Source organism: Streptomyces sp. NPDC101776, assembly GCF_044766845.1.
Lineage (GTDB): Bacteria > Actinomycetota > Actinomycetes > Streptomycetales > Streptomycetaceae > Streptomyces.
In genome coordinates this window covers 26,318-50,303 of sequence record NZ_JBIWMV010000031.1, presented here as the reverse complement: position 1 = coordinate 50,303, position 23,986 = coordinate 26,318, and the positions used below count along the sequence as shown (strand labels likewise).

The following is a 23,986-nucleotide window of genomic DNA, read 5'->3' as shown; positions in this document are numbered from 1 at the left end:
GACCGGACCGGGTGGCCCGCAGTGATCAGGGGCCGCCGTGAGCAGGACCGCAAGTGCAGTGCGCAGGATCCAGCAGTGAAGTAAGTGAGCAGCACCTCGGTGAAGGCGTCGGCTGCGGACGCGCGCACCGGGAGGTTCGGCAGTGGGGTTCTAAGCCAGGGCAGACGCAGGATGGGCGACGGGGCTGGCTGCCGGAGAGCGGCGCTGTCACAGGCCGCGGAGCAGTACGCAGTATCAGCGGTTCGTATCACCGGTAGTACGCAGTACCCCGCTTGTAGTGAGTTGATCCCAGAGGGAAAACGGAGGAGCGAAGCGCCATCAGGATCGCCCGGGCCGGCATTTTGAACCCGGGTACCGCAGGACATCGATAGTGAGGTGGTCTCCGGTCAAGCAACCGCGATCCCGGCATCCCCGACAGCGTCAAGGTCGGGGCTGCGGAAACAGAGGGCCGGCGCAGTAACGGGGCCGGTCAGGTGGTGTAGGAGTTCCTTCGGGGCCCTGGTGCGATGAGCGCCAGGGCCCCTCGACGCGTTCCACAGAGAGGTGCAGATGACAGCAGACGACTCCTACGGCCGTATCGATGACGAGGACTACCCCGCTTACACGATGGGCCGGGCCGCCGAACTCCTCGGCACCACCCAGGGTTTCCTGCGCGCCATCGGCGAAGCCCGCCTGATCACCCCGCTGCGCTCCGAGGGCGGGCACCGCCGCTACTCCCGCTACCAGCTGCGTATCGCCGCCCGGGCCCGGGAACTCGTCGACCACGGCACCTCTGTCGAGGCTGCCTGCCGGATCATCGTCCTCGAGGACCAGCTCGAAGAAGCCCAGCGCATCAACGCCGAACACCGCCGCACCGCGGAGGCGGCGGACCCGACGGCCACGTCCTGACGCGGCCAGGACCTGCACCTCACCCAGGACCTTCGCAGCCGGCGGCCCACGCAATGCTGCCCGGACAGTCTTCACCCGGGCGGCAATCACACTGATGACCCAGCGCATCACCTGTGGCACCAAGAGCCTGAACCGGCTGCCCGTCACCCCGCCGCAGAGGTAAGCGGCCTGAGCAGGCCACGGTTACATCAGAAGGCCCGCCGGGTTTCCGCCGGGGTCGTCGGCCAGCGTGATGGCGGCCTTGATGCGCTTGCCCACCGGCTCGCGGCGCATCTCAAAGCTGTGGCACACGCCGATCACGATCTCCAGGCCGTGCTGTCCGACCCGGTTCGGATCGGCGGCCTGGGGCAGCGGCAGCGTCGGATTGGTGTCCCATACGCTGATCTCCACGGTGCCGTCGCTGATCTCCAGGTCCATCAGGCACGGGCCGGGCGCGTATGTGTGCGCGTTGGTCACCAGCTCGCTGACCACCAGCTGCACCACGCCCATCGCACGGTCCGACACCGGGATTCCGTGCACGGCCTGCACCTCTGTCAGGAACTCGCGGGCCGCATGCCGGGCTTCGGCCACCGGCTCTCTGCCAGCGAAGATCACGGCCGACAGTATCGGGCGGCGGGCCAGTGCCGGATCATCGTTTTCGAGCTCCGCTGGGAGCACACCGTCACCCTCGTCCTGAACAACACGGTTGAGATCCCTCGCCTACCCCCGAAACCACAGCGCACACCACGGTCGGACGCGCGTCTTCACCGTCCCTTTCCTTCCGGGCAGAGCCATCGGCACGATCCCCCTGACCTGCGTATTCAGGCCGGGGTTAGAAACGGGCACTCAGTCTTAAGCCGCCGATGATGCGTAGTTGGGTATCGGGGTGGCAGAACGGGCACGCCGGTACGGCGTCCGTGGTGAGGAGGCGGCGGGCTTCGTCGCGGCTGACCGCACGGTGCCGTTTGCCGTTCATGCCGCATGCGCCGTCGTGGACCTGGAGGGGTTCGCCGGTGGCTCTGCTGAGTTCGACGACCCAGTCCGGGGGCCGGGGCCGGCTGCGGCGTCCGCGTTCCTCTTCGACCTGCCGCTTCTGGAGGTAGGCGATCCGGCGGTCGATGCGGTCCAGCCACATGGCATGCCAGATCCGCAGCGTCTGGAGCTGCTCCGGCGAGTCGGGGAGATCCCGTGAGTGGTCGAACATATTTTTGATTCTAGGCACGCACGCACACCTCCGCCCTCGCGTGTTCGATTATCCGTTCGATAATGTGATGGGGGAGGTGAGCGCGGATGAGTATGGAGTGGACCGGGCGTCGGCCGGGTGTGGTGATGCATGTGCGCTGTCCGGAGCGGCTGCCGGAAGAGGTGTACCGGCAGGTGCTGGAACAGCTGGGGGAGCTGTCGCCGGTGGTGCAGGCCCTGCCGCCTACCGCGGCGCTGGCGGACCTGCGGGGCGCGCTGCGCTACCACGGCGCCGCCGCCGCCCACCTCGGAGACGTGCTCAGACTGCGGACGGTCTCCCGGTACGGCATCGACGTGCGTGTCGGCATCGGCCCGACCATCACCGTCGCCACGACCGCCTCCGCACAGATCCCGCACCCCGGCGGCGTCCTGGCCATCGAGCCGGACGACGCCGCCGACTGGCTCGCCCTGCTCGATGTGGAGGACCTGCACGGCATCGGCCCCCGCCATGCCGCCACCCTGAAGCGCTACGGCATCGACCGTGTCGGCTTGCTCGCCGCGCTCCCGCCGGCGACCGTCCAGCGGGTGCTCGGGGGCAAGGCCGGCCGCACGGCCGCCGACCGGGCCCGCGGTATCGACCCCCGCACCGTCACCCCACGCCTCCAGCCCGCCTCCGCAACCGTCCGCCACCGCTTCCCCTACGACGTTCTGGACGGAGCTCCCGCGCGGGCGGCACTGCTCGGCCTGGTCGTGCAGCTCGGTGCCGAACTGCGCCGCCGCGAACAGGCCGCCCGTGCCCTCACGCTCACCTTGTCGTTCGCCGGCGGGCCGAAGTGGGAGAAGACGCGCCGCATGGTGGAGCCGTCCGCGCACGAGGACGATCTGCGCCAGATCGCCTATCGGTTGATGGATGCCGCAGGTCTGCAGCGGGGGCGGCTGACCGGACTCGCGCTGCGCGGTGAGGACCTCGTCGACGCCGGCTTGGTCGCCGAACAGCTCAGCCTCGACACCGCCCGGCAGGCGCGTTTGGTGGCGGAGTCGGCCGCCGACCGGATCCGGGCCAGGTTCGGGCCCGGCGTGATCGGCCCGGCCGCCACCTACCGGCCCGCCTCCTGACCTCAGGAATTCGACGGCGTTACGCCGGGAAAGCAGATCGGGCGGTCGTCGCCCACATCGCCGGGAGGGGTACCAGTGGGAGCGTCGTGACGTCGTCATGACCAACTGGCGCGACGGCTCGGTCAACATCGTCACCAGCAAGTACTTCCGCAGTCCCGTGGGCACCCCGCAAGCAGGTCTCGGCCTGCTTCGTCCATGCCGTCGACGACTCCATGGAGTCGATCCTCCGCATCCTGCCAAGTCGGCGCACGCGAGCATGGTGCGACACGCGCGAGCGGCGTGTTTCTGTGAGCCAATCACCACATCTAGTGGTTGGATTGCGGCAGCAGCCCAGAAATTGTGGTCTCCCGGGTCACTAGAGTCTCGGTGAACTCGTATGCTGTGAGCTGCTTCCTCCCGGGAGTCCCACCTAGTTCTTCGCCTCGATGCGAGGCGAAGTCCTGAGCATCGCTCAGGGCCCTACTGGGACTGAAGGGAGGGAGGCGCATGGCCAAGGAGGAAACTCCTGAGAGGCACTGCGCACAGTGCAGGCGGCGTCTGTCGAAACGGCAGACGCTGATCGACTGGGCGCCAGTGACGATCAAGGTCATATGGATACTGCTGCAGTCCTTCTGGTCTTGACCAGAAGCTGAGAACGGCCGGCTGGTAGGCGCTCACGCAGTGAGCCCGACCGCTTCTTACTCGGCCGGGCTCATGAATGCGGCACCTCTGAGGGGTCTGATTGCTGGTCGCACAGCGGTCAGGCCCCTCGGGGACCTTCTGGTTCGGGGCGGGTCTTTGAAGAGTTCCGTCCAGTCCCAGGTAGTCCCCGGGTGCAACTGCATCGTATGACATCAGCATGGGGATGCAATGCTCTAGGCGGTGCTGTGGTCGGCGACAGCGAGCAACCGGCCGTTAGAACCGGGATGAGGAAGCCCCGCAGACCGGCGCAGTCGAACCCGTCTGACGCGCCCCCCAGCTGGCGCACGCAAAGGTCGGCCTATGACGGTGCGTCGGTGCTCGGCAGTTCGGTGTCGCCTTCTGCCCAGTTGTTGACCCATCCGCAGCAGGGGCAGGCGTATCTTCCGTTGACTCCGGAGATCTCCGTGCCGCACTGCCGGCAGCCGGTGGTGGTGATGCGCTGCCCTTCGAGGAACGCGGCAGCCGCCGCAGCCCCGCTGGTCGACTGGACGGGCTGCTTCTTCGGGGTCATGAAGCCGACCCTATCCGGGGCTCCGGGGCGTGTCGGGAGATGGGGCCGCAGGTCTGGCAGTACCAGGAGCCGTCGTCGGCCTGGTGGGCCTGGGCCCCGCAGTTCGGGCAATTCACGACCAGGCCCTCCCTCGGATCGGTGGCGATGTCAGCAGGATCCAGAATGACGCCCGGCGAGGGACGGCGGTAGGGGGCGGCGCGATATCTACTGGCGATGAACTGCTCCAACGGCCAAGGCTCCCGAGGCCCAGGGCGCGCCGAACGCCAGCGCCTGGTCCTTGTCGCCGTCGACCCGTACGTCGCCCGCGAGGACGGCGGGATGGGCGGCGCGGACCCAGCCGGGGACCGGGCGCAATCAACGGTCCGTATCACCCGGAGCCGCCGGGCCGTGCCGCCGTCAGTGCGGCGGCGATGGCAGTCGGGGCACATCTGCGGGGGAGAGGTCGGGGCGGGCCCGGTGCCAGCGCGCGGGATGCCGCCACCGGCCGGAGGCGTCGCGGGCGACGTCGACGCCGACTTCCACCACCAGCTCGGGTTCCACCAGCGTGACGACCAGCTGTCCCCGGCTGCCCCACCCTACGGAGAACGACCAGCCCGTCCACGGATGCCCGCGCCGCCCTCGAGCGAGCAGGCCGCCGACGGCAGCACCTGCCGCCCGGGCGAGGGTGGCGGTGCGGCCGACGTACTGAAGGCGGCCCTGGTCGTCGTACCTGCCGAGCAGCAGCGTGCGGGGAGCCGTCAGGGAACCGGTGACGGCTCCGACGATCGCCTGGCTCGTCTCGCGGACCTTGTATTTCTCCCAGCCCCTCACCGACGGCTTGTAGGCGTCGCCCAGCCTTTTGTAGACCACGCCCGCCATGCCGACCGATGTCCACCTCAGCCATTCGCGCACGACGTCGGCCTCGGTGGTCGACGGGCACAGCACCCACGGCGCGATGAGCCGGCGGGCGGCGAACACGGACTCCAGCGCGGCCCTGCGCCGCCGGTAGGGCCAGGAGGTCGTGTCCGTCCCGGACAGCCTCAGCAGATCGAACGCGACGAAGTGGGCCGGCCACTCCTCTGCCGCCCGGGCCGCGCCGGCACCACGGCGGGCAAGACGGTTCTGCAACCGCTCGAACGCGAGGCGGCCCGCGGTGTCCCAGACGACCAGCTCACCGTCCAGCGCGGTCGCATCCGGCAACTGCACGGCCCCGGCCTCCGGCCACGGCCTCCGGGAACGGCCTCCGGGAACGACCTCCGGGAACGACCTCCGGGAACGACGGCCCCATCTCGGTGCCGCGCCTCGAGCGCAGCACCACCCGTCCTGCGTCGACGGAGACCAGCGCCCGGAACCCGTCCCGCTTCGGCTCCGCAGCACTGCCCGGCCGCAGATCGGGCACGGCCACGGGAGCAGTCAGCATCGGTTGCGGCAAAGTCCAGGTCACCTCCCATCCCTTCCACCTGGCAGGTGCGCCACCCAGGTGACTGCGAATCACCCGGCGCGCGAGGCGCAACCAGGGCTCGCACATGAGGCCGACCACGGATATGGCGATGCCATGTCCGGCCCCGACCATGGCTAGTCAGCGCACGGCCGACGCTTTTCTACGGCGGCCGCACTTTATGTCTGCCGATGCCTGGGACCGCTCCAGGGGACACGTTGGTCGGGCTCGTGGACGGGGCGCCATACGGGGGCGGGTGTTCGTGCTAGGTTGTTGGTAGTTGCAGTTGTGGTACCCATGAACTTGTGTGCACTCGACGGGCATGATCCGTGGGTGCATTTTTGTTTTGCCGGTCATCTCCGGATGGGCTCATCGCGGCGACGCGGACTCCGCACAGTGCGGTTTTCGGTTCTGCCCCCTGTCTTGAGGAGATACACATGGCTACTGGCATCGTGAAGTGGTTCAACGCGGAAAAGGGTTTCGGCTTCATCGAGCAGGACGGTGGCGGCGCTGACGTCTTCGCCCACTACTCGAACATCGCCGCCCAGGGGTTCCGTGAGCTCCAGGAGGGCCAGAAGGTTTCCTTCGACGTCACGCAGGGTCAGAAGGGCCCGCAGGCGGAGAACATCGTTCCCGCCTGAGCACTGACGCGCACCACCGGGTAGGGCCCGCACCGCAAGGTCGCGGGCCCTACCCGTCGCCCACCCGCCACTTCCCGTTCTGGGCCGGCGAGCTTGGGCACAGCGCATTGCCTGCATGGCAGGCGGCAGTTCGCAGCCCTGAGGCCGTGCACCGCTTTCTGCCCCCGGACTTCATCGGTCCGGCGTGTCGCCCACCCGCTCGGTGGCGTGATCCTTCGAAGTGCGTTGGCGCGGATGATTCCGCCCCGCTTCGCTTCTCCTCATTTCTTTCGGTTCGTCTCTGTGATGCCTTCGTGCGGCGTGTTCGCTGCTGGGGCTTCCTGGGTGCGTGCCGTGTCCAGGAAGGTTCTCCTTGAACCCCGTTCGTTCCAGTCGTTCGTATTCCAGCTCCAGTTCCACCAGCCGTAGCGGCGTTCCGAGCGCCGGCGGTTACAGCCGTTCGGCCCCGAGCCGTTCCGGCGCGCCGAGCCGTTCCGGCGGTTACGCCGGGTCCGGCGGCTCCGGCCGTTCCGGTCGCTCTGGCGGCTACGCGGGCTCCGGCCGTTCCGGCGGCTCGAGTCGACGCCCGTCCGTGCAGGGCGAGTTCGCCCTGCCGGTCACTCTCACCCCGGCACTGCCCGCGGTGGAGTCCTTCGCCGCTCTGGACATGCCGGCGGCCCTGCTGGCGACGCTGGCCCGCGAGGGCATGGCGGTGCCGTTCCCGATCCAGGGTGCGACCCTGCCCAACGCCCTGGCCGGGCGCAATGTGCTGGGCCGCGGCCGTACCGGTTCCGGCAAGACCCTCGCCTTCGGCCTGGCGCTGCTGGCCAGGACCGCCGGGCTGCGCGCCGAGCCGCTGCAGCCGCTGGCCCTGGTCCTGGTCCCGACCCGTGAGCTCGCGCAGCAGGTCACCGACGCGCTGACCCCGTACGCCCGCTCGTTGCGGCTGCGGATGGCCACCGTGGTCGGCGGCATGTCCATCGGGCGGCAGATCCATCTGCTGCGCGGTGGCGCCGAAGTTGTCGTCGCTACCCCGGGCCGGCTCAAGGACCTGATCGACCGGGGCGCCTGCCGTTTGGACCAGGTCGGCATCACGGTGCTCGACGAGGCCGACCAGATGGCGGACATGGGCTTCATGCCGCAGGTCACCGCTCTGCTGGACCAGGTGCGCCCGGACGGGCAGCGCATGCTGTTCTCCGCCACCCTGGACCGCAACGTCGACCTGCTCGTGCGCCGCTACCTGCACGACCCGGTCGTCCACTCCGTCGACCCCTCTGCCGGAGCGGTCACGACGATGGAGCACCACGTGCTGCACGTCCATGGCGCGGACAAGAACGCGGTGACGACGCAGATCGCCGCCCGCGAGGGTCGGGTCATCATGTTCCTCGACACCAAGCACGCCGTGGACAAGCTGACCGATCACCTGCTGAACAGCGGGGTGCGGGCCGCGGCGCTGCACGGCGGCAAGTCCCAGCCGCAGCGGACCCGCACCTTGGAGCAGTTCAAGACCGGGCACGTCACGGTGCTGGTCGCCACGAACGTCGCGGCCCGGGGCATCCACGTCGACAACCTCGACCTGGTCGTGAACATCGACCCGCCGAGCGACCACAAGGACTATCTGCACCGCGGCGGCCGGACCGCCCGCGCCGGCGAGTCCGGCAGCGTCGTCACCCTGGTCCTGCCCAACCAGCGCCGCGACATGATCCGCCTGATGCGCGACGCCGGCGTCACCCCGCAGACCGCCCAGGTCCGCCCCGACGAGGCGGAGCTGACCCGGATCACCGGAGCACAGGCTCCCAGCGGTATCCCCTGCGTCATCGCCGCGCCGGTCGTGGAGCGTGCCAAGCGCGGCACCTCCGGGACCCGCGGCCGGCGCAGCCGCTCTGCCCAGGCCCGCCGCTCCGCCCCCAGTGAGCGACCGGCGTCCCGCGTGGCCCTCGCCGCGTAACACCCCCACCGGCACCGCTGCAAAGCCGCTCTCCCCCCGGATGCCAGCCGGGGGTGGGGCGGCTTTCGCATTGGCCTTGCCCGGCAATACCCGCTCAACACTGTGTGGCCGTCCATCAGCAGTCCGTACTCGTCGCGCGCTGCGCGGGCCGAGGGGCCCGGCGGGACGGAGGAGTAAGGGTATTCGGCGCGGTGTGTGACGCATCGAATTCGGCGTGCCGGGGGACTGGGTGGTCCCCGTCACTTTCGTTTGGGAGGTGAGCGGGAGCTGCGTGCATGCCTCGGCTGTTTGCCGAGCCCTATGCGTCGGGGCCGGCGGGACGGCACGTGGACGAACGCGCGACTCCCGCCCGTGTACTGCAAGGGGTGCGGGCCTCAATGTTGGGCAGGCGCCGTGGTGGAATACGAACGCTTGAAGGCCGGACCAGGTACCGGCCCTCAGGTCTTCGTGACGCAACCTGCAGTCGAGTGGTCGGGAGACCCCGTGACGACAAGAGAGCCGGGCACAACGGGGCAGTCGGCGTCTCGTGCCGTAGCCGACAGTAGCCGCGGTCGTGCTGCGACATTGGCGGGGATGTTAGAGGCGGCGGAGGCGGCTTCGCCGGTGGAGTCCCTGGACGTGGTCGCGCGCATCTTGAAGGAGCGCTTGGGTGCGGCGTCGGTAACTTTTCTGATCACGGACTTCACGGGTAGTTCGGTGGTGCGGTTGGGCGCGGCTGGGAGTGTGGACACGGGGGAGCCGGCCCGGCGTATCGCGTTGCGCAATACCATGTACGACGACGTGATCCGCAGCCAGCAACCGAGCGTGCAAGACCTCGGCCCGGGGGAGTCGGTGCAGGTCATTGTGCCGGTGACCAATCGCGGGGATGCCATCGGGCTCCTTGAGCTGTTCCTCCCCGCAGTACCGGACGGGGAGGTGATGCGGGAGATCGGTGAGACGGCGCACGCCCTGGCCTACATCGTGATCGCGAACCGGTCCTTCACCGACGTCTACCAGTGGGGTAGGCGCACCACCCCACTCAGCCTGGCCGCCGAGATCCAGCACCGGTTGCTGCCGGCGTCGTTGGCATGCGAGGCAGCGCAGTTCGCGGTCGCCGGGGCGCTGGAGCCGGCCGATCACGTCGGCGGCGACACGTTCGACTACGTGATCGACCGGGACACGGTCCAGATGTCTGTCACCGACGCCATGGGCCACGACGTGGACGCGGCCTTGCTGGCGACCCTCGTGGTGGGCGCCCTGCGCCGGGCGCGGACCTCTTGGAGCAGGCCCGCCAGGCGGACCTGGCGATGCGAGAGCACGGCCGCAGCGGTTATGTCACCGGTCAGCTGCTGCGGATCAGCCTGCTGGACGGCAGCAACGAGTTCATCAACGCCGGGCACCCCTGGCCGCTGCGGATGCGTGAGGGGCAGGTGACGCAGATCGCCCCGAAGGTCGACCTGCCGTTCGGTGTCCTGCCCGCCCACACCTACCGGGTGCAGTCGCTGGATCTGCGGCCGGGCGACCGGCTGGTGATGCTCACCGACGGGATGCTCGAGCGCAACGCCACCACCGCGGACCTGTCCGACCTGATCATCCGCACCCGTGAACTGCACCCCCGGGAAGCCGCCCGCACCCTCATCGGGGCGATCGTGGATGCCGGCAACGGCCACCTGGAGGACGACGCGACGGTCATGTGCCTGGACTGGCACGGCCTGCACCACTCCCAGCGCGACGCCGCCACCGGCGCCGACCTCACCGACGCCTCACAACCGGCAACCTAGGGGAGGACCGGTCGGCGATGCCTCCCGGGCCCGGCACGGGACCGCCCCCGCTCAGCACAGCCCCGCGGCGACGATGACGCAGGCGTCGTCGTGATACTTGCCGGCGGTACGCAGGAGGTGTCCTGCGATCACGGTCGGGGAGTGCCGGCGGGTGTCGGGGAGATCGCCGTGGCCCCAGCGCTCGGTCAGGCCGTCGGAGTGCAGGATCAGAGCGCTGCCGGGGGGAAGCGGGTGGGTGGTAGTGCGCAGAGTACGGATCTGATGTCCTGCGATTCCGGGCAGTGACAGCAGGCTGCTCTTGGACGCAGAGGTCACGATCGCACCGGAGATGTTGCCGACCCCGCAAAACTGCACATGTCCCCGCTGCGGGTCGATGCGTGCGACGGCTACCGCAGCGCCCCGGGTGCCGGCCAGAGCCCGGTGGATGTCGGACATGACCTCTTCGGGCGCCCGGCCCCTGCTCTGACCGAAAGCGCGGATCGCGGTCTGGGTGGCCATCCTGGCCAGGGGACCGTGGCCGAGCCCGTCACTGAGCATCACCAGCAGCGCTCCTCCCGCGCCGCGGGGAGCGCTGGCAAAACCGGCCGGCCGCTGGCCGTGTCCTGGCGTCGACCCGGTGACGGCACCGGTAGGGAGGTCTGCCACCACCGATCCCTGCGGGAGATACCCGGGCGCCGCATTTTCGGCGCCGTCCCAGCGCGCTGCCCAGCCGTCACCGCACTCGCTCCCCCCGCTGATGGGCCGCGTCACGCCTCCCACCACGGAATGAGACAGATCGGCGCTGATACCACCGGGGGGCTTCATCGTGTCGCGGGGCCAGAACCGGGCCACGATCACAGTGCCCTGCCCGGGCAGGGAGTGCAGATCGAAGGCGTCGGCGAGCCGGGCGATCATCCCCAGACCGATGCCCAGCGTGCCGGTGCTCGAGCGGCCGTCGCGCATCGAAGCCGCCACGTCCGCCATCCCCGGCCCGCCATCCACGGCCAGGAACTCCACCCCGGCCAGGTGCGTGCTGCGTATCTCCCGCAGAACGATCGCCCCATCGACGGCGTGCTTGACCAGGTTCGAGGCAGCCTCCGAAACCGCCAGCGCGACCTGCCCGGACCGCTGCTCGCTCAACCCGAGCCGCCGTGCCAACCGGGACGCGGCCAGCCGCGCCCCGGTGAAGTCATCGCGGAACCATGCCACGTCCTCGCTCTGCAACAGCACCCTATTCACCCTATCCGCGCGGCTGCGCACGCCGGATCGGTCGACCGGTTCCTGTTGTCGGACCGCACCTCGCCACCCTCTCGAAGCCCACCTCGCGTCGGTGAAATCCCACCGGCACTGCGGGCATCGTCTGCCCTGCAAGAGGAAACATGATGCCGCCGGATGCTGGCTGGCCGCCACTGGCGAGCGTCCCTCGCAGCGGTGGCGGCTGCGGGTGTCGGCGTACTCGCGTATGTGCAGAGGTGCGTACGGATGAATGTGCAGAGCGAGTAGCTGCCGCTGCGCTCACTGCCGTGCGAGAGGACGAAGCGGCGGATCTTCGTTCCGGATGCAGAAGTCAGTGCTCGGTAAGGTCCCGAACGTCCCAGCCCGCGTCGATCATCACCTCCGCGTACTGCTTGCCGCACGTCAGTGTCCGGCCTGAGTGCAAAACCTTCTGCCCGGCCCCGCGGGAGTCAACCCGGGGATCTTGCCGCGTGCCGCTTCCGCCCGGCCTCGGTTACCTGTCTATCGGACGCGCGAAAATCTGTACCAGCTGAAGTAGACATTGGGCGGTGGTGTGGTTATGGTTTCTCTCGTAGCCCAGAGAGAGCGAAGGGCCTGGCAGAGACGAACTGCCGGGCAGCAGTACGTGTTAGGTGCAGGGCGGTGCGGTGGCGGAGTTTCGAAGCCAGGGCGGTTGCAGGACGACGACGGGACTGGCGACCGGACCGGGTGGCCCGCAGTGATCAGGTGCTTACGTCATCGCGACCGCCAGTGGAGCAAAGCACGATTTCGTGCGGGGCCTTGGCGCCGATGAGGTCATCGACTACACGAGCGCCGTAGTGAGCTCCCGGGTGAGAGGCGTCGATGTCCTTCTGGCCACCGTGCCTGGGCAGATTCGGGACCTGGCTGAGGTGTTGGTGCCCGGTGGCCGGGTCGTCGCACTCAACGGCGCCGACGCGGACGCGGTCCAATGGGCCGCGCAGAGCGGTCTGCGGGCCGACTTCATGCTGGTGGAACCTGATCGGGCCGATCTGGAAGCCCTGGCTCTGCTCGCCGGAGAAAGCCGTATCACGGTCCACATCGATCGCACATTTCCTCTTGATCAGGCGACCGGCGCCCACCGCCTGGGCGAGGAGGGCCGCGCCGCAGGGAAGATCGTTCTGATTCCGTAGATGCATGCGTGCGACAAGCGCGTGCCGTGCTGCAAACCGGTCGGTGAGGGCGGGTGGTGGGTCCTCCTTGGGGTCTTGACGTGGGGAACGCCGTGAAGTCCATGATCGGCATGGACGCAGAGGGGCAGATGATCTTCGCTGTGCCCGGGGGCGCCGGGCGGTCGTGTTCGTGTCCCCTTGGCGTCCGCCAGTGCCGGCGGTTGGGATCGCTGGGGCGGTCGAGGGCGGGGCGGCGCGTCCCGGCTTTCGCGGTTGGGTAGTGATTGCTCATGGTCTCTGTGTCGTCTGGAGGTGTTCTGGAAGGGACAGAAATCCCATTCCGGCTCCTCAGGCAGTGATTTCGATGAACACGACCACGATCTCGCGCCGGCAGCAGTCCCCCGAGCTGCAAGCGGCCCGCACCGGTGAGCACGTGCTCGGTCTGCTTCTGGAGCACGGGCCTCTGGCTCCCGCCTCGGCCCGTCATGAGGCCCGCCCTGTTCTGGCCGCGTGGGGTCTGGACGACGACCAGATCTACGAGACCCTCCTGGTGATCTCCGAGCTCGTCACCAACGCTGTCTGCCATGCGATGCCGCCCGTCGTGCTGCACCTGCGCGCCTCTGGCAAAGGCGTGGGAGCCGTGGAAGTCCATGTCAGCGACGGCGGCCCCCAGGCCGCCCCGCACAACTGGGCAGCTGCCCGGCCCGCCGACGAACACGGCCGTGGCGACATGATCGTCGCTGCCCTCACAAGCCAGGCCGGATCCGGACGCGAAAGCGAAGGTCTCATCGACCACTGGGCCAGCTTCGACGCGGCCTGACGACGCGCGCCCGCCGACGATCTCGAGGGCGCGCCCGCACGATGGCCCAGCCTCGGCAGCGGACCGGCGTCCCCTCGGTCCCCAGCGCATCTGCCCCGCACGGCGTTGTGGCGGCGGCTGGTTCGACGCGCACTGAAGTGGCTGGGCGTCCGCACGGCGGCGCAAGCCACCCGAGGCCCCGGACCGGTGGCCTCCACTTCCGTGCTGGGCATGGCGACGCCCCTGGGCGTACATCAGCGAACAGCGGTGCGTGCCACACCGATCAGAGCGGAGCAGCCGACATGAGCGAAGCACAGGAGGAATCCCGCCCGGGGGACCCGGGAGCGGCTCCCGCCCCCGAGCTGCTGGAGCGCATCCGGCGGGAGCAGCGTCACACACTGAGGCTGCTCACCGTCTGCGCGGTGGGTCTGGTGCCATGGACAGTTCTGCTGGCGCTGACCCTGCCGTCCCACTACCAGGTCCACCAGTGGCGCCTGGCCTGGGTGGGGTTGGACGTCCTTCTCGTGATCGCCATGACCGCCACGGCGATTTTGGGCTGGCTACGGAACAACGCTGTCATCGTGCCGGCCGTCGGCCTGGCCGTGCTGCTGACCTGCGATGCCTGGTTCGATGTGTCGCTCACCTTCGGCACCTCGGGCGTGTGGCTGTCGGCGGCGCTCGCGGTGTTCGCCGAGCTGCCGTTGGCCGGCTACCTCATCGTCCGCGTCACGGGGCTGATTTCGCTGGGGCAGTGGCCGTCTGCGGAGAGCCGGCGGGAAGAGAACCCGAAGACGTGAGGCGGGCGCCCGGCTCCAGGGAGGCTGTCCCTGCCAGGACGCACCCTGCGGCCCGGGCGGGTTGACGGGGACGCCGGGACGGTCCGCAACAGTGGGGGCCGGCCGGTCATGGGTACCGAGGAGCAGCCCGGCCGGCGGGACGAACCCGCGCAGAGCGTTGGCCTCCCGCAGCCGGTCGGGCGCGACGAGCAACGGCGTCAGTCCGGTGGAGACAGGCGTGAAGAAGGCGTCCGCAGTGCCGAAGACGATCATCAGCAGGACGAGATGCGGCACTTCAGCGAGACCGGTCAACAGGAGTGCGGCAGCAAGCCCCCTGGACGAGGCATCGCACCAGGTCGGAGACGAGCATGATGCGGTCCCGTCGCATGCGGTCCGCCCACACCCCGCCCACCAGTGAACAGCAGCATGGGCACCAGACCCGCGGCCGCCACGAGGCCGACGCCGGAGGCCGACCCGCCCACCGAGAGCACGCCAAAGGGCATGGCGGCCAACGACATGCCCGACACCGAGTTCGCCGCCAACGCCTGCGCCGGGCTCGGGCACCCCGGGTGCATCTGGGGGCGGGGTGGTGCGCGAGCACCCTGTCCGACGCGAGTCTCTTGCCACAACCCGGGGCCGGACGACAGGAGAGACGCAATGGCCACGAACACCGTCACAGACGAACCCCCGGGAATCACCGTGCCCGGCAGGGGCGCCCTGAAGACGGCCGGCCTCGGCATCGGGTCGGCGTCGCCTTCGGCGTCGCAGCCGGCGGAGTCCGGGCCGCTACCAACCGCGCCTTTCAGCGCCGGCTCGGGTGATCCGTACGACCTGTGGCACGACTGGAGCTCGATGCCCGGCACCGAGTGGCTGGTCGCCGCGACCCTCCTGCTGCGCCGGACCGGCAAGCCGGGCACGGTCGCCGTCGAGACGCGGACTGAATGGCCCTGCGGACGGCCCGGCGGGCGGCACGGGCCGCGACGCGGCGAAGGTCGGGGCCCGACCACCCGCCGAGCACATCTGCCACGTCCACGTCGTGCGGCGCCAGACCACGATCCGTTCTCGGCGCCGCACCGGGAAGGAAGGAACCCGACATGGCTTCTTCGCCCACCCGGACGGCCCAGCCACCCAGCCCCTCCCGAACCCCGGAGCACCTGGAAGCCCTCACCCACGCCCTGGCACTGCTCGGCATACGCGGCACCGGACTCATCATCACCGCCCTCGCCAAGGGGCCGGCCGACCTGCCCCTGATGCGTGAGCGTGTCCCCGGCCTCAGTGACGGACTCCTCACCCGACGCCTGCGGGAGATGACCGCCCTCGGCCTGGTGGAGCGGACCGCCTGCCCGGGCACCGCCCGCCACACCGTCTTCGCACTGGCCTCCCACGGCAAGGCCCTCTTGATTCCCCTGGTGGCCCTGACCGTGTGGGCACAGGACCATCTCCCCGCGCACACCTGGGCTGCGGGTCCCCGCACATCGCCGGAATCCGGCGCACTGCATCGCACGGAGGACAGAATATGAGCGCACACGAGAACGTGGACCTGGGGCACACGGTGGCCGGCTGGACCGGCACAGCCCTCGCCCTGGCCGGCTTCTGCGTCACCGGTGTCGGAGTGATCGCTGTCTCCGCGCCGCTCATACTCTCCGGGATCGCAGTGATCGCCCTGGCCGCGGCCATCACCTGGCTTCTCCACCTGCGGGGATGGGGAAAGCCGAGCGGCCCGCGCCCGGCCGACCAGTGGGACTGGCGGGTGAAGGACCTCCGCGCCCGGCACGGACATCCGGACTGCCTCGGGTGCCGCATGGCGGGCAGACGGGTCGAGGCGACGGCCCCGCTATCGGAGTCGACGTCCGTAGTGGCCGCCTCGCCGCCGCCCCGGAGCCTGCACAGCGTCACCATGCAGGGCACGGACGATCAGGAAGGATGCCCGCCGCTTCGGTAGCCGGCCGCATCGCCACACAGAACAGAGAAGGAGGGGCCGGCAGTGGCCGCTGAAGACCGAGCTGACAACTTGGGTTCCGATGACGGCGCCGTGGCGGCGGACGCAGACCGGCCCGCCGTCGACGGGGCCCTGTGGGACGATCTTGCCGAGTTCCACGGCACCGACCCCGACGACCGGTCCTACGACGTGGAAACCTTCCTCGCCGGCGGGCAGACCCTGCGCGGGATCGAGCGAGAACTCGCCGGCGACGTGACCGGCAAGGAACTCCTGCACCTGCAGTGCCACTTCGGGATGGACACCCTGAGCTGGGCCCGCCTGGGCGCCCGCGTCACCGGCGTCGACTCCTGCCCCGAAGCGGTCGCACGAGCCCGGCGACTGGCGGAACGGGCCGGTCTGGAAGCGGAGTTCGTGGAAGCGGCCGCCCAGCGTCTGCCCGATGCCCTGGCCGCAAGGTTCGACCTGGTGGTCGCCACCTACGGGGTGCTGTCGTGGGTCGGCGACCTGGACGCCTGGATGAGCGGCGCCGCGTCGGCGCTGCGGCCGGGAGGCAGGCTGGTGCTCGTCGACTCCCACCCCGTCTTCCAGGCGGTGCTCACCTTCGATCCCTTCGTCGCCGACCGGCCCCACGGCGGCGGTGCGCCCCACCACGATGCGATGACGGGCGGCTACGCCCACGCCGACGTCCCCGCTGAGCCGAGGACGTCCACCCGGTACCCGTATTCGCTGGGGCAGATCGTCAGGGCGGCCACGTCGGCGGGACTGGTCGTGGAGCGCCTGGGCGAGCACACGGAGACCGAGACCGGCGGGCGCCACCTCCTGCCGCAGGGCCCGGACGGCCTGTACCGGTTCCCCTTCAGCGACACCTGTCTGCCCATCCTGTATTCGCTCAGGGCGGTCCGTCCGTCGGCTCTCGGCGGCGCATGAGAGCCGACGGTCGAGTTTCACCACGTCGCGCGGTAGTTCTGCGGTCGCGCGATCGCGATCACCTCTCAGGGGCGCGCCGAGGTCCTGTCCGAGTTCGCGGCCTGCCCGCGGGCGCCTCTGACATCCTGTGGGCTGTAGGGACTTCTTCAAGGAAATGGGCACACGGCGCACGGGGCCGCGGCGTTCCCCTGCTGCCCCCGGTCGGTCCGGCGCGGCGGGTGGCGGGAGCCGAGCGCACGCGGCGGGCACCCCGGCTGCTCGGCTGTCGCATGGCCTGCCGTCCGCCGTCCGCCGTCGGCGGTCAAGCGCAGGCAGCGGGGAGTCGTCAGCCTGTCCTGGAGACCTCCGCGGCCGGGCAGCACCTCGCAGCTCTCGGTGCTGGCTTCCTGACGCAGGTCGGCTTCGGCCTTCACACCCGCAGACGCGCCGGCGTTGGCGTCGTACCGGTCGGATCCGGAGGTGAGCCGGTATCAGTCCTGGGAATCGCCGGTGCCGATGGAGGAGGCCGAGCGGTGGGCGGGCACGTTCTCGGCCGGGGACCCCCGCGATCCGGGATGGTTCCAGTACGCCGTCGAGCGGCAGGACGTTCCGGGGCTGGTCGGCGATATCGGGGTGTGCCTCGGCGGGGACGGCAGGCAGGCACAGCTGGGCTTCACGTTCGCGCCAGCAGTCCAGGGCCGCGGGTACGCCACCGAGGCGGTGGCGCGGACGGTGGAACATCTGCTGGTGGAGGAGGGGCTGCACCGCGTTTGGGCCACCTGCGACGGGCGTGACGTCCGCTCGGCGAACCTGCTGGGGCGCGTGGGGTTCCGCCGCGTGGGCCAACTCGTCCGGAGCACCTGGTTCAAGGGGGAGTGGACCGACGACGTCCTCTTCGGACTCCTTGCCTCAGAACACCGTGCCGCGCCCGACAGCGGTCATGGTTCGTAGTGCCGCGAAGCGGCCGCCGAGGTCACAACCCGGGCCACGCAAGTGATCAACGGCAGGATCGGGCTGTTGATCATGTGGCTTTCGGGCGTGGTTGGTCGTTGCTCCGGTCGTGGGGAAACGGCAGTCGCGTCCTTGGATCGTGTCGGATGAACTGATCGAGCCGTTGCTGCCCTGGCCGGCGCCGCAGCCGGTGGAAGGCAGACTGCAGGCGCCGGACCGGCAGGCGCTGTGCGGAATCCTGTTCGTGCTGTATACCGGCATCCGCACTGGTCGCGGGTGGTGATCGACTTCTCCCGGGTCCGGGTGCCCGCTCCCGCTGTTGCTGACCGGCGGAAACCGCAGCGGCGTCAAGCGGTTGCTCCCGCTGCTGGACACATTCGGGGGACAACCGGCCATGCGGCCTGGCCTTGCAGGTCCGCTGGTTCTCCTACCGGGCGACGCCCACATCCTTTGCGCTCGCCGGTGGCCTTTTGCGTGACGGGGCACCGTCGTCGAGGTACCTGAGGGTGATCTCGGCTGCGGCGAGGTCCTGCACCCCGAGGCCGATGAGTTTGCAGACAGTGATCTCGGCGTTGTCCGACCGGCCGGGTGCGGTCCGTGCCAGGACCTCTCCGAGCTCTGCATGCGCTGCGGTGTCCATTCCTGCTCGTGCCAGGTCCCCGTGGATGCCGGCCAGTTCACGGCTGTCGACGACGATCCGATCGGCTTTCAGCAGGCAGTCGGGAGACAGTTCGGCCTTGGAAGGATCGTCGGCCCCGACTGCGGTGATGTGCATGCCTGGCGTGAGCCACGCGCTTTCGACCAGCGGTTCTGTGCTGGCGGTTGCGGTGACCAGGACGTCGGCCCCCTGACAGGCCCCTCGGGCATCGGCCGCGGCCCTCACGTGCAGTTCAGGGTGGCGGGCCATGACAGCGGCTGTCAGGCGCAGCACGTGGTCGGGGCTGCGTCCCCACACGCGTACCTCCCGCAGAGGAAGTTCATGGGCGGCCGCCAGGATTTGCAAATAAGCCTGGACACCGGTGCCCAGGACGGCGAGCACGGCAGAATCCGGTCGGGCCAGGGTGCGTGCGGCAAGGGCGCCCGCAGCAGCGGTACGGATGTCGGAGATGTGGTGCTCGTCCTCCAGCAGCATCCGCAGATCACCGGTCTGGGCGTCGAAGACGGCGATAATTCCGGATGCCGGCGTACCGCCGCGCCGGGATCGCTCGAGGAACCATGTCGCCACCTTCACGGTGAACACGGGGCGCCCGGGCAGCCAGGCCGACTTCACGTGGACGTCGCCGTCCCGCCCGGCCGGCGCGAAGACCACCACCGGAGAGTCGCCCATGCCCCGGCTGTAGTCGGCGAGCGCCTGGGCCACCGGTTCCAGGACGTCTTCGTATCCGACTGCGGCCCGGATGGCGTCAGGGCCGACGTGGGGCAGTGCGGAGGGGCTCATGCGGGCAGCTCCCTCAGATGCCCTTCAGCGACGAACGCCACTTCGCCGCCCACCGTGACGGAGCGGATGTCCTGCCCTTCGCCGTGTGCGCTGATCGTCATCTGGCTGGCGCGGCCGGTGAAGCGCCCCTGGTGCAGGGTGACGCTCTCCCCGTCGCCGATCCGGCTGTGTCGGCGCAGGTAGGCGGCGGCACAACCGGCGCCGGAACCGGTGGCCACGTCCTCGAGGACGCCGTCGTTGTTCCAGTGACGTCCTTCCAGTGCGGTGGCGTCGAGCAGGTAGGCGAACTGTGCACCATGCGCAGCGAGGGGAGCTTCGAGGTCCTGGGCGAGCCGGGCGCGTTCCAGCGCGTCGCCACGCACGGGAACCATGAGGTACCGAAGTCCTGTGGAGAGCACTTCCGCAGGAAGGCCCGGATCCAGGTCGTCGGCGTCCAAGGAGAACCAGGCGGCCAGCTCGGCGATGTCGGGGCGGCCGAGGAACGCGGCGGGGCCCTGGTCGAGAACGGCGGTGTAGCGGCCCGCTGCTCGGCGTCGGGTGGTGACGTCGACCGTTCGGGCCTTGAGCTTCAGGCACCAGGTCTCGGTGTCATCGCCACCGTGCAGCGCGTGCAGGACACATGCTGCCCCGATGAGAGGGTGGCCGGCGAAGTCGAGTTCCCCGGCAAGGTCGAAGACGCGCGCATGCCGGCTCCGGTCACTGGTGGGGTCCCGGGTCAGGAAGACCGACTCGAAGTGGCGCATCTCCTGGGTGATGCGCACCATCTGCTTCGCGCTGAGCTGTGCGGAGTCCGGGAACACCGCCAGGCTGTTGCCGCTGTACGGCCGGCTGCTGAAGACGTCAACGTGTAGGTAGCGCATGTTTCGGACAGTACGGTCTGTCGCAGGTTCAAGGAACCGGCAACTTTCATAGGGCAGATATAACCTGTGCTTATGGGGTCGGATCTTGAGACATCGCTTCTGCGGGCCTTTGTCAGCTGCGTCCGTTCGGGGAGCATCAGCAGGGCTGCGAACGTGCTGGGGCACAGCCAGCCGGCGCTCAGCGGACAGCTGAGGAAACTCGAACGCGCCATCGGTCAGCCGCTGCTGCACCGGTCTGCCACAGGTGTGTCGCTGACCAGGGCCGGGGAGGCTCTGCTGCCGTACGCGGAACGCATCCTTACCCTGTCGGCGCAGGCTATGACGGCCACCGGGGAGACCGTGGCCGGGCACTGCGGCGTAGGTCTGATCGAGGACCTCGCCGCCCCTCCGCTCGCACAGGCTTTGGCCGACTTCGGCCGGATACATCCGCAGGCGACGCTGGAACTGGTCAGCGCGCCCGGCCCGGCAATGAGAAGGGCCTTCACGACCAACCGCATCCACCTGGCGCTGTGTGACCCGGCGTATCTGCCCGACCCTCCGCGCTGGACCGTGCGGCTGCCCCTCGTCTGGGCCGCAGGGCCTGAGGTGGACCTCAGCCTGGACCCGCTGCCGCTCGTGCTGTTCTCCCAGCCGTGCCGCTGGCGCATGCCGGTACTCGACGCTCTGAAAGACAGCGGACGTGACTGGCGTATCGCCTTTGAGAGCACCGGCCTGGCCGGCGTGCAGAGCGCGATTCGCGCCGGGCTGGGCGCCGCGGCCCTCCTTCCCGCCCAGGTCGAGTCCGGCATGGCGGCGCGCGGCTTGCCCGAACTGCCCGACGTGGAACTCGGAATGGTCCGACGTCCGGGAACCGAGGGCGATCTCCTCGTCGACGCGGTCGAAGAACTCCTGAAGAGCCTGATCTGACGCAACGCACGAGGGCCAGGCACCACAGGAAGGTGCCTGGACGGCTTTTCGGGCACCGTCACGACTGCGGCCCGCCTCCACCACGAGGACGAGCCGCCTCCGGGCAGGCAGACGTCGCCTTGGTCAGCGGCGACACCGCGGCCGCCGCGACGTACGGGGTGATGGCCGTGCTGTCTGCGGGACAGCACGGCCATCCTTTCCAGCGGCGGTCTCGTCCCCGCGGGCCGCCGCCTTCCGGGGCGCGCCGCGAGCAGACGATGCCCGGGCGGGTGCGGCGGCGCCGACCGCACCGCACAGAGGCCCCGAATCCCTTTCGGACCGTCCCTGGTTCAGACGGGGATCAGTCCGCGGTCCTCGTCCGAACCGCCCGGGCTCTGGGACGGTTCCTTGTCGAGCTGCTCGCCCTCCACGTCGACGTTGGGCAGACTCCGCTCCAGCCGGCGCGGCAGCCACCAGGCCCGTCGGCCGAGCAGAGCCAGCACGGCCGGAACGATCGCCATGCGGACCACGAAGGCGTCGAAGAACACCGCGATCGCGAGTCCGAAACCGATCATCTTGATCATCTGCTCGCTGGAACCGATGAAGCCCGCGAAGACCGCGATCATGATGACCGCCGCCGCGATCACCACGCGGGCACTGTGACGGAAGCCGGTGACGATGGCGTCCCCGGGCCGCTGGCCGTGGACGAAGGCTTCTCGCATCCGCGTGACCAGGAAGACTTCGTAGTCCATGGCGAGGCCGAAGACCACGCCGATCATGAAGATCGGCATCATCGACATGACCGGGCCGGTCTGCTCGACGCCGAACAGCGGGCCGAGCCAGCCCCACTGGAAGACGGCCACGACGGCGCCGAGCGCGGCGACGACCGAGAGCAGGAAGCCGAGCGCTGCCTTGAGCGGCACGAGCAGGGAGCGGAACACCACCATCAGCAGGAGGAAGGCGAGGCCGACGACCAGCGCGAGATAGGGCAGCAGGGCGTCGCTCATCTTCTGCGAGAAGTCGGTGTTCAGCGCGGTCGCACCGGTGACGTAGACGTGGTCGCTGGTCTTGTCCCGGATCTCGTGGACCAGGTCCTCGGTGGCCAGTGAGGACGGCCGGTCCTTCGGGATGACCGTGATCATGGCTGTGTCGCCGGCCTTGTTGAGGGTCGGCCCGGTGACGGCCGCCGTGCCGTGGAGATTCCGGATGAGTGTGATCGCCCGGTCGGCCTCGGCTTTGTCGCCGTCGACGACTACCGTCAGCGGTCCGTTGAAGCCGGGGCCGAAGCCGTCGGAGAGCAGGTCGTAGGCCTTGCGCTGGGTGGTGTGGACGGGCTGCGAGCCGTCGTCGGGCAGGCCGACCTCCAGCGAGGCGGCCGGCAGGGCGATCGCGCCGAGGCCGACGACGCCGATGAGCAGGACGGCGACCGGGTGGCGGAGCACCAGACGCGCCCAGCGGGCGCCCATGTTCGGCTTGTGCGCGACGGCTCTGCCCCGGCGGGCCTTGCGGCCCAGGACACGGTCACCGGCGAAGCCCAGCAGGGCCGGAATCAGGGTGAGAGCGATGAGCACCGCGATGACGACGGTGCCGGCCGCGGCGACGCCCATCTTGGTGAGCAGGGGGATGTCGGCGACGGCCAGGCCCACGAGGGCGATGACCACGGTCAGGCCGGCGAAGACCACGGCCGAGCCCGCAGTGCCGGCGGCCCGTCCGGCGGCCTCCTCCTTCTCGCGTCCCTCGGTGAGTTCTGAGCGGTAGCGGGAGACGATGAACAGCGCGTAGTCGATGCCGACCGCGAGGCCGATCATCATGGCGAGCGTCGAGGTGGTCGTGCCCAGGTCGAGGGCGGCGGCCAGCCCCGTGATCGTGGAGATGCCGATACCCACGCCGACGAGCGCGGTGAGCAGCGGCAGACCCGCGGCGATCAGCGACCCGAAGGTGACGACCAGGACCACCCCGGCGATCACCACGCCGATGATCTCCCCGGCGCCCGTCTCCGGTGTGGCCTGCAGTGCGTCGCCGCCGGTCTCGACGGTGAGCCCGTCGTGCCGGGCCTGTGCGCCGGCCTTCTTCAGGGCGTGGAGGGTGTCGTCGGTGAGTTCCATGGAGCCGACCCGGTAGGTGACGGACACGTACGCCGTCGAGCCGTCCTTCGACACAGCCTGCGTCGTGTACGGGTCGGTGACGGAGGCGACCTGTCGGGAGCCGGACTTCAGCGCGGCGACCACGCCGGTGACCTCGGCCCTGGAAGCGGCGTCCGTCATCTTCGCGCCGTCGGGCGCCTTGAAGACGATGCGGGCGGTGGCACCGTCGGCACTGCCGCCGGGGAAACGTTCCTCCAGCAGGTCGAAGGCCTTTTGGGCCTCCGTGCCGGGAACGGAGAAGGACGACGAGGTGGCCGACGGCGCGGACGCCGCGGCGAAACCGGCGAGCGCCAGGAGGGCCACCCAGATGAGGGCTACCAGCCTGCGGCGACGGAAGGCCAGCCGCCCGAGTCTGTAGAGAAACGAGGCCACGAGGGCTCCCTGTTCATTGAGGGGGACGAGAGGAACAGGGTCGGCCTGCCTCCTTGACCACTCAGGTCAGAGAACTGCGCCGCACCTCAGGTGCGGGTCCTCTCAAGTACTCATCGTCCTTGCGGCTCCAAGCCCCTCACATGAGTAAACGATGCCCATAAATCCCCGCTGGGTGTGGCAGGTTCGCCGGCGGAGGTGACGGCGGATTGATGCCCTGGCGCCTGCGGCCGAGGTGGTCGGTGCGGCGAGAGCAGGGCGGTGAGCGGGCCCCGCGGCCGGCGAAGAGAAAGAAGACCCGGGTGCGGTCGGAGCGCCGGGGGCAGTGGGTTCTCCGGCCCCCACCTCATGTCAACAGGTGTAGGCCAACCGGTGTTGACTTTCCGGTCAGGGGTGGGCATCCTGTCAACAAGCGGTTGCCAACACTTGTTGACAATCTGTTCTGCACCCGGCCCGGAGACCGGGGTGCCCC

Annotated in this window: 21 protein-coding genes and 2 pseudogenes; 14 read left to right on the top strand and 9 right to left on the bottom strand. The window is 69.6% G+C overall.

Features of this window, described 5'->3' with window-relative positions:
* Nucleotides 1-549: 549 nt before the first annotated feature.
* Complete coding sequence (locus ACIRRY_RS48125; protein ID WP_403986243.1) at nt 550-888, top strand: MerR family transcriptional regulator; 339 nt, start codon at nt 550-552, stop codon at nt 886-888.
* A gap of 183 nt (nt 889-1,071) precedes the next feature.
* Here ACIRRY_RS48125 and ACIRRY_RS48120 read toward each other — a convergent pair whose 3' ends face one another.
* Together ACIRRY_RS48120 and ACIRRY_RS48115 are read right to left on the bottom strand one after the other, a co-directional pair.
* The gene (locus ACIRRY_RS48120) at nt 1,072-1,509 is read right to left on the bottom strand and encodes an ATP-binding protein (protein ID WP_403986308.1); all 438 of its coding nucleotides are present in this window, start codon (nt 1,507-1,509) and stop codon (nt 1,072-1,074) included.
* 190 nt (nt 1,510-1,699) lie between these two features.
* Entirely contained in the window at nt 1,700-2,071 is a 372-nt protein-coding gene (locus tag ACIRRY_RS48115) for a DUF6233 domain-containing protein (protein ID WP_403986240.1), read from the bottom strand.
* A gap of 86 nt (nt 2,072-2,157) precedes the next feature.
* Here ACIRRY_RS48115 and ACIRRY_RS48110 point away from each other — a divergent pair, with 86 nt between their 5' ends.
* A complete protein-coding gene (locus ACIRRY_RS48110; RefSeq protein WP_403986237.1) occupies nt 2,158-3,165 on the top strand; it encodes a hypothetical protein in 1,008 nt (335 codons plus the stop codon).
* A 979-nt stretch (nt 3,166-4,144) separates the two neighbouring features.
* Here ACIRRY_RS48110 and ACIRRY_RS48105 read toward each other — a convergent pair.
* From ACIRRY_RS48105 to ACIRRY_RS48095, 3 genes are all read right to left on the bottom strand, one after another.
* Complete coding sequence (locus ACIRRY_RS48105; protein WP_403986234.1) at nt 4,145-4,357, bottom strand: hypothetical protein; 213 nt, start codon at nt 4,355-4,357, stop codon at nt 4,145-4,147.
* 204 nt (nt 4,358-4,561) lie between these two features.
* Nucleotides 4,562-4,711 (bottom strand): hypothetical protein, encoded by a 150-nt coding sequence (locus ACIRRY_RS48100; protein ID WP_403986231.1) that lies wholly within the window; start codon nt 4,709-4,711, stop codon nt 4,562-4,564.
* A gap of 42 nt (nt 4,712-4,753) precedes the next feature.
* The gene (locus ACIRRY_RS48095) at nt 4,754-5,542 is read right to left on the bottom strand and encodes an ATP-dependent DNA ligase (RefSeq protein WP_403986228.1); all 789 of its coding nucleotides are present in this window, start codon (nt 5,540-5,542) and stop codon (nt 4,754-4,756) included.
* 669 nt (nt 5,543-6,211) lie between these two features.
* Here ACIRRY_RS48095 and ACIRRY_RS48090 point away from each other — a divergent pair.
* The 3 genes and pseudogenes from ACIRRY_RS48090 to ACIRRY_RS48080 all read left to right on the top strand — a co-directional run bounded on the left by ACIRRY_RS48090 (nt 6,212) and on the right by ACIRRY_RS48080 (nt 10,102).
* Nucleotides 6,212-6,415, top strand: coding sequence for a cold-shock protein (locus ACIRRY_RS48090; RefSeq protein WP_145801666.1), 204 nt, complete (start codon nt 6,212-6,214; stop codon nt 6,413-6,415).
* Nucleotides 6,416-6,767: 352 nt separating this feature from the next.
* Nucleotides 6,768-8,342, top strand: a complete 1,575-nt coding sequence (locus ACIRRY_RS48085; protein ID WP_403986225.1) for a DEAD/DEAH box helicase — start codon at nt 6,768-6,770, stop codon at nt 8,340-8,342.
* 573 nt (nt 8,343-8,915) lie between these two features.
* A pseudogene (locus ACIRRY_RS48080) lies at nt 8,916-10,102 on the top strand (PP2C family protein-serine/threonine phosphatase).
* 51 nt (nt 10,103-10,153) lie between these two features.
* Here the strand turns inward: ACIRRY_RS48080 and ACIRRY_RS48075 are convergent.
* Nucleotides 10,154-11,311 carry a SpoIIE family protein phosphatase gene (locus tag ACIRRY_RS48075; protein ID WP_403986222.1) on the bottom strand — a complete coding sequence of 386 codons (1,158 nt, stop codon included), beginning with the start codon at nt 11,309-11,311 and terminating at the stop codon, nt 10,154-10,156.
* 776 nt (nt 11,312-12,087) lie between these two features.
* On the opposite strand from ACIRRY_RS48075, the gene ACIRRY_RS48070 reads away from it, so the two are divergent.
* From ACIRRY_RS48070 to ACIRRY_RS48035, 8 genes and pseudogenes are all read left to right on the top strand, one after another.
* Complete coding sequence (locus tag ACIRRY_RS48070; RefSeq protein ID WP_403986219.1) at nt 12,088-12,468, top strand: zinc-binding dehydrogenase; 381 nt, start codon at nt 12,088-12,090, stop codon at nt 12,466-12,468.
* Between the two features lie 343 nt (nt 12,469-12,811).
* Entirely contained in the window at nt 12,812-13,267 is a 456-nt protein-coding gene (locus ACIRRY_RS48065; RefSeq protein ID WP_403986216.1) for an ATP-binding protein, read from the top strand.
* Nucleotides 13,268-13,548: 281 nt separating this feature from the next.
* A complete protein-coding gene (locus ACIRRY_RS48060) occupies nt 13,549-14,043 on the top strand; it encodes a hypothetical protein (protein ID WP_403986213.1) in 495 nt (164 codons plus the stop codon).
* A 1,073-nt stretch (nt 14,044-15,116) separates the two neighbouring features.
* Entirely contained in the window at nt 15,117-15,542 is a 426-nt protein-coding gene (locus ACIRRY_RS48055; protein WP_403986210.1) for a winged helix-turn-helix transcriptional regulator, read from the top strand.
* Complete coding sequence (locus tag ACIRRY_RS48050; RefSeq protein ID WP_403986207.1) at nt 15,539-15,964, top strand: HGxxPAAW family protein; 426 nt, start codon at nt 15,539-15,541, stop codon at nt 15,962-15,964. Before ACIRRY_RS48055 ends, ACIRRY_RS48050 begins: the two co-directional genes overlap by 4 nt.
* 90 nt (nt 15,965-16,054) lie before the next feature.
* Entirely contained in the window at nt 16,055-16,888 is an 834-nt protein-coding gene (locus ACIRRY_RS48045) for a class I SAM-dependent methyltransferase (RefSeq protein ID WP_403986204.1), read from the top strand.
* 417 nt (nt 16,889-17,305) lie between these two features.
* A pseudogene (locus ACIRRY_RS48040) lies at nt 17,306-17,818 on the top strand (GNAT family N-acetyltransferase); the annotation flags it as partial.
* 139 nt (nt 17,819-17,957) lie between these two features.
* Nucleotides 17,958-18,101 (top strand): hypothetical protein, encoded by a 144-nt coding sequence (locus ACIRRY_RS48035; protein ID WP_403986201.1) that lies wholly within the window; start codon nt 17,958-17,960, stop codon nt 18,099-18,101.
* Between the two features lie 144 nt (nt 18,102-18,245).
* Here the strand turns inward: ACIRRY_RS48035 and ACIRRY_RS48030 are convergent, their stop codons facing one another.
* Entirely contained in the window at nt 18,246-19,256 is a 1,011-nt protein-coding gene (locus tag ACIRRY_RS48030) for an ornithine cyclodeaminase family protein (protein WP_403986199.1), read from the bottom strand.
* The gene (locus tag ACIRRY_RS48025) at nt 19,253-20,116 is read right to left on the bottom strand and encodes a PhzF family phenazine biosynthesis protein (RefSeq protein ID WP_403986196.1); all 864 of its coding nucleotides are present in this window, start codon (nt 20,114-20,116) and stop codon (nt 19,253-19,255) included. Before ACIRRY_RS48025 ends, ACIRRY_RS48030 begins: the two co-directional genes overlap by 4 nt.
* Nucleotides 20,117-20,188: 72 nt before the next feature.
* Here ACIRRY_RS48025 and ACIRRY_RS48020 point away from each other — a divergent pair, with 72 nt between their 5' ends.
* Nucleotides 20,189-21,022 carry a LysR family transcriptional regulator gene (locus tag ACIRRY_RS48020; RefSeq protein WP_403986193.1) on the top strand — a complete coding sequence of 278 codons (834 nt, stop codon included), beginning with the start codon at nt 20,189-20,191 and terminating at the stop codon, nt 21,020-21,022.
* A gap of 329 nt (nt 21,023-21,351) precedes the next feature.
* Here ACIRRY_RS48020 and ACIRRY_RS48015 read toward each other — a convergent pair whose 3' ends face one another.
* Nucleotides 21,352-23,517 carry an MMPL family transporter gene (locus ACIRRY_RS48015; RefSeq protein WP_403986190.1) on the bottom strand — a complete coding sequence of 722 codons (2,166 nt, stop codon included), beginning with the start codon at nt 23,515-23,517 and terminating at the stop codon, nt 21,352-21,354.
* Nucleotides 23,518-23,986 lie beyond the last annotated feature (469 nt).

Excerpts from the sequence above, each read along its gene's own strand:
- ACIRRY_RS48090 (WP_145801666.1), top strand. The coding sequence starts at position 6,212 with ATGGCTACTGGCATCGTGAAGTGGTTCAACGCGGAAAAGGGTTTCGGC.
- ACIRRY_RS48105 (WP_403986234.1), bottom strand. The coding sequence starts at position 4,357 with ATGACCCCGAAGAAGCAGCCCGTCCAGTCGACCAGCGGGGCTGCGGCG.
- ACIRRY_RS48125 (WP_403986243.1), top strand. The coding sequence starts at position 550 with ATGACAGCAGACGACTCCTACGGCCGTATCGATGACGAGGACTACCCC.
- ACIRRY_RS48065 (WP_403986216.1), top strand. The coding sequence starts at position 12,812 with ATGAACACGACCACGATCTCGCGCCGGCAGCAGTCCCCCGAGCTGCAA.
- ACIRRY_RS48060 (WP_403986213.1), top strand. The coding sequence starts at position 13,549 with ATGAGCGAAGCACAGGAGGAATCCCGCCCGGGGGACCCGGGAGCGGCT.
- ACIRRY_RS48110 (WP_403986237.1), top strand. The coding sequence starts at position 2,158 with ATGAGTATGGAGTGGACCGGGCGTCGGCCGGGTGTGGTGATGCATGTG.
- ACIRRY_RS48025 (WP_403986196.1), bottom strand. The coding sequence starts at position 20,116 with ATGCGCTACCTACACGTTGACGTCTTCAGCAGCCGGCCGTACAGCGGC.
- ACIRRY_RS48055 (WP_403986210.1), top strand. The coding sequence starts at position 15,117 with ATGGCTTCTTCGCCCACCCGGACGGCCCAGCCACCCAGCCCCTCCCGA.
- ACIRRY_RS48115 (WP_403986240.1), bottom strand. The coding sequence starts at position 2,071 with ATGTTCGACCACTCACGGGATCTCCCCGACTCGCCGGAGCAGCTCCAG.
- ACIRRY_RS48050 (WP_403986207.1), top strand. The coding sequence starts at position 15,539 with ATGAGCGCACACGAGAACGTGGACCTGGGGCACACGGTGGCCGGCTGG.
- ACIRRY_RS48030 (WP_403986199.1), bottom strand. The coding sequence starts at position 19,256 with ATGAGCCCCTCCGCACTGCCCCACGTCGGCCCTGACGCCATCCGGGCC.
- ACIRRY_RS48020 (WP_403986193.1), top strand. The coding sequence starts at position 20,189 with ATGGGGTCGGATCTTGAGACATCGCTTCTGCGGGCCTTTGTCAGCTGC.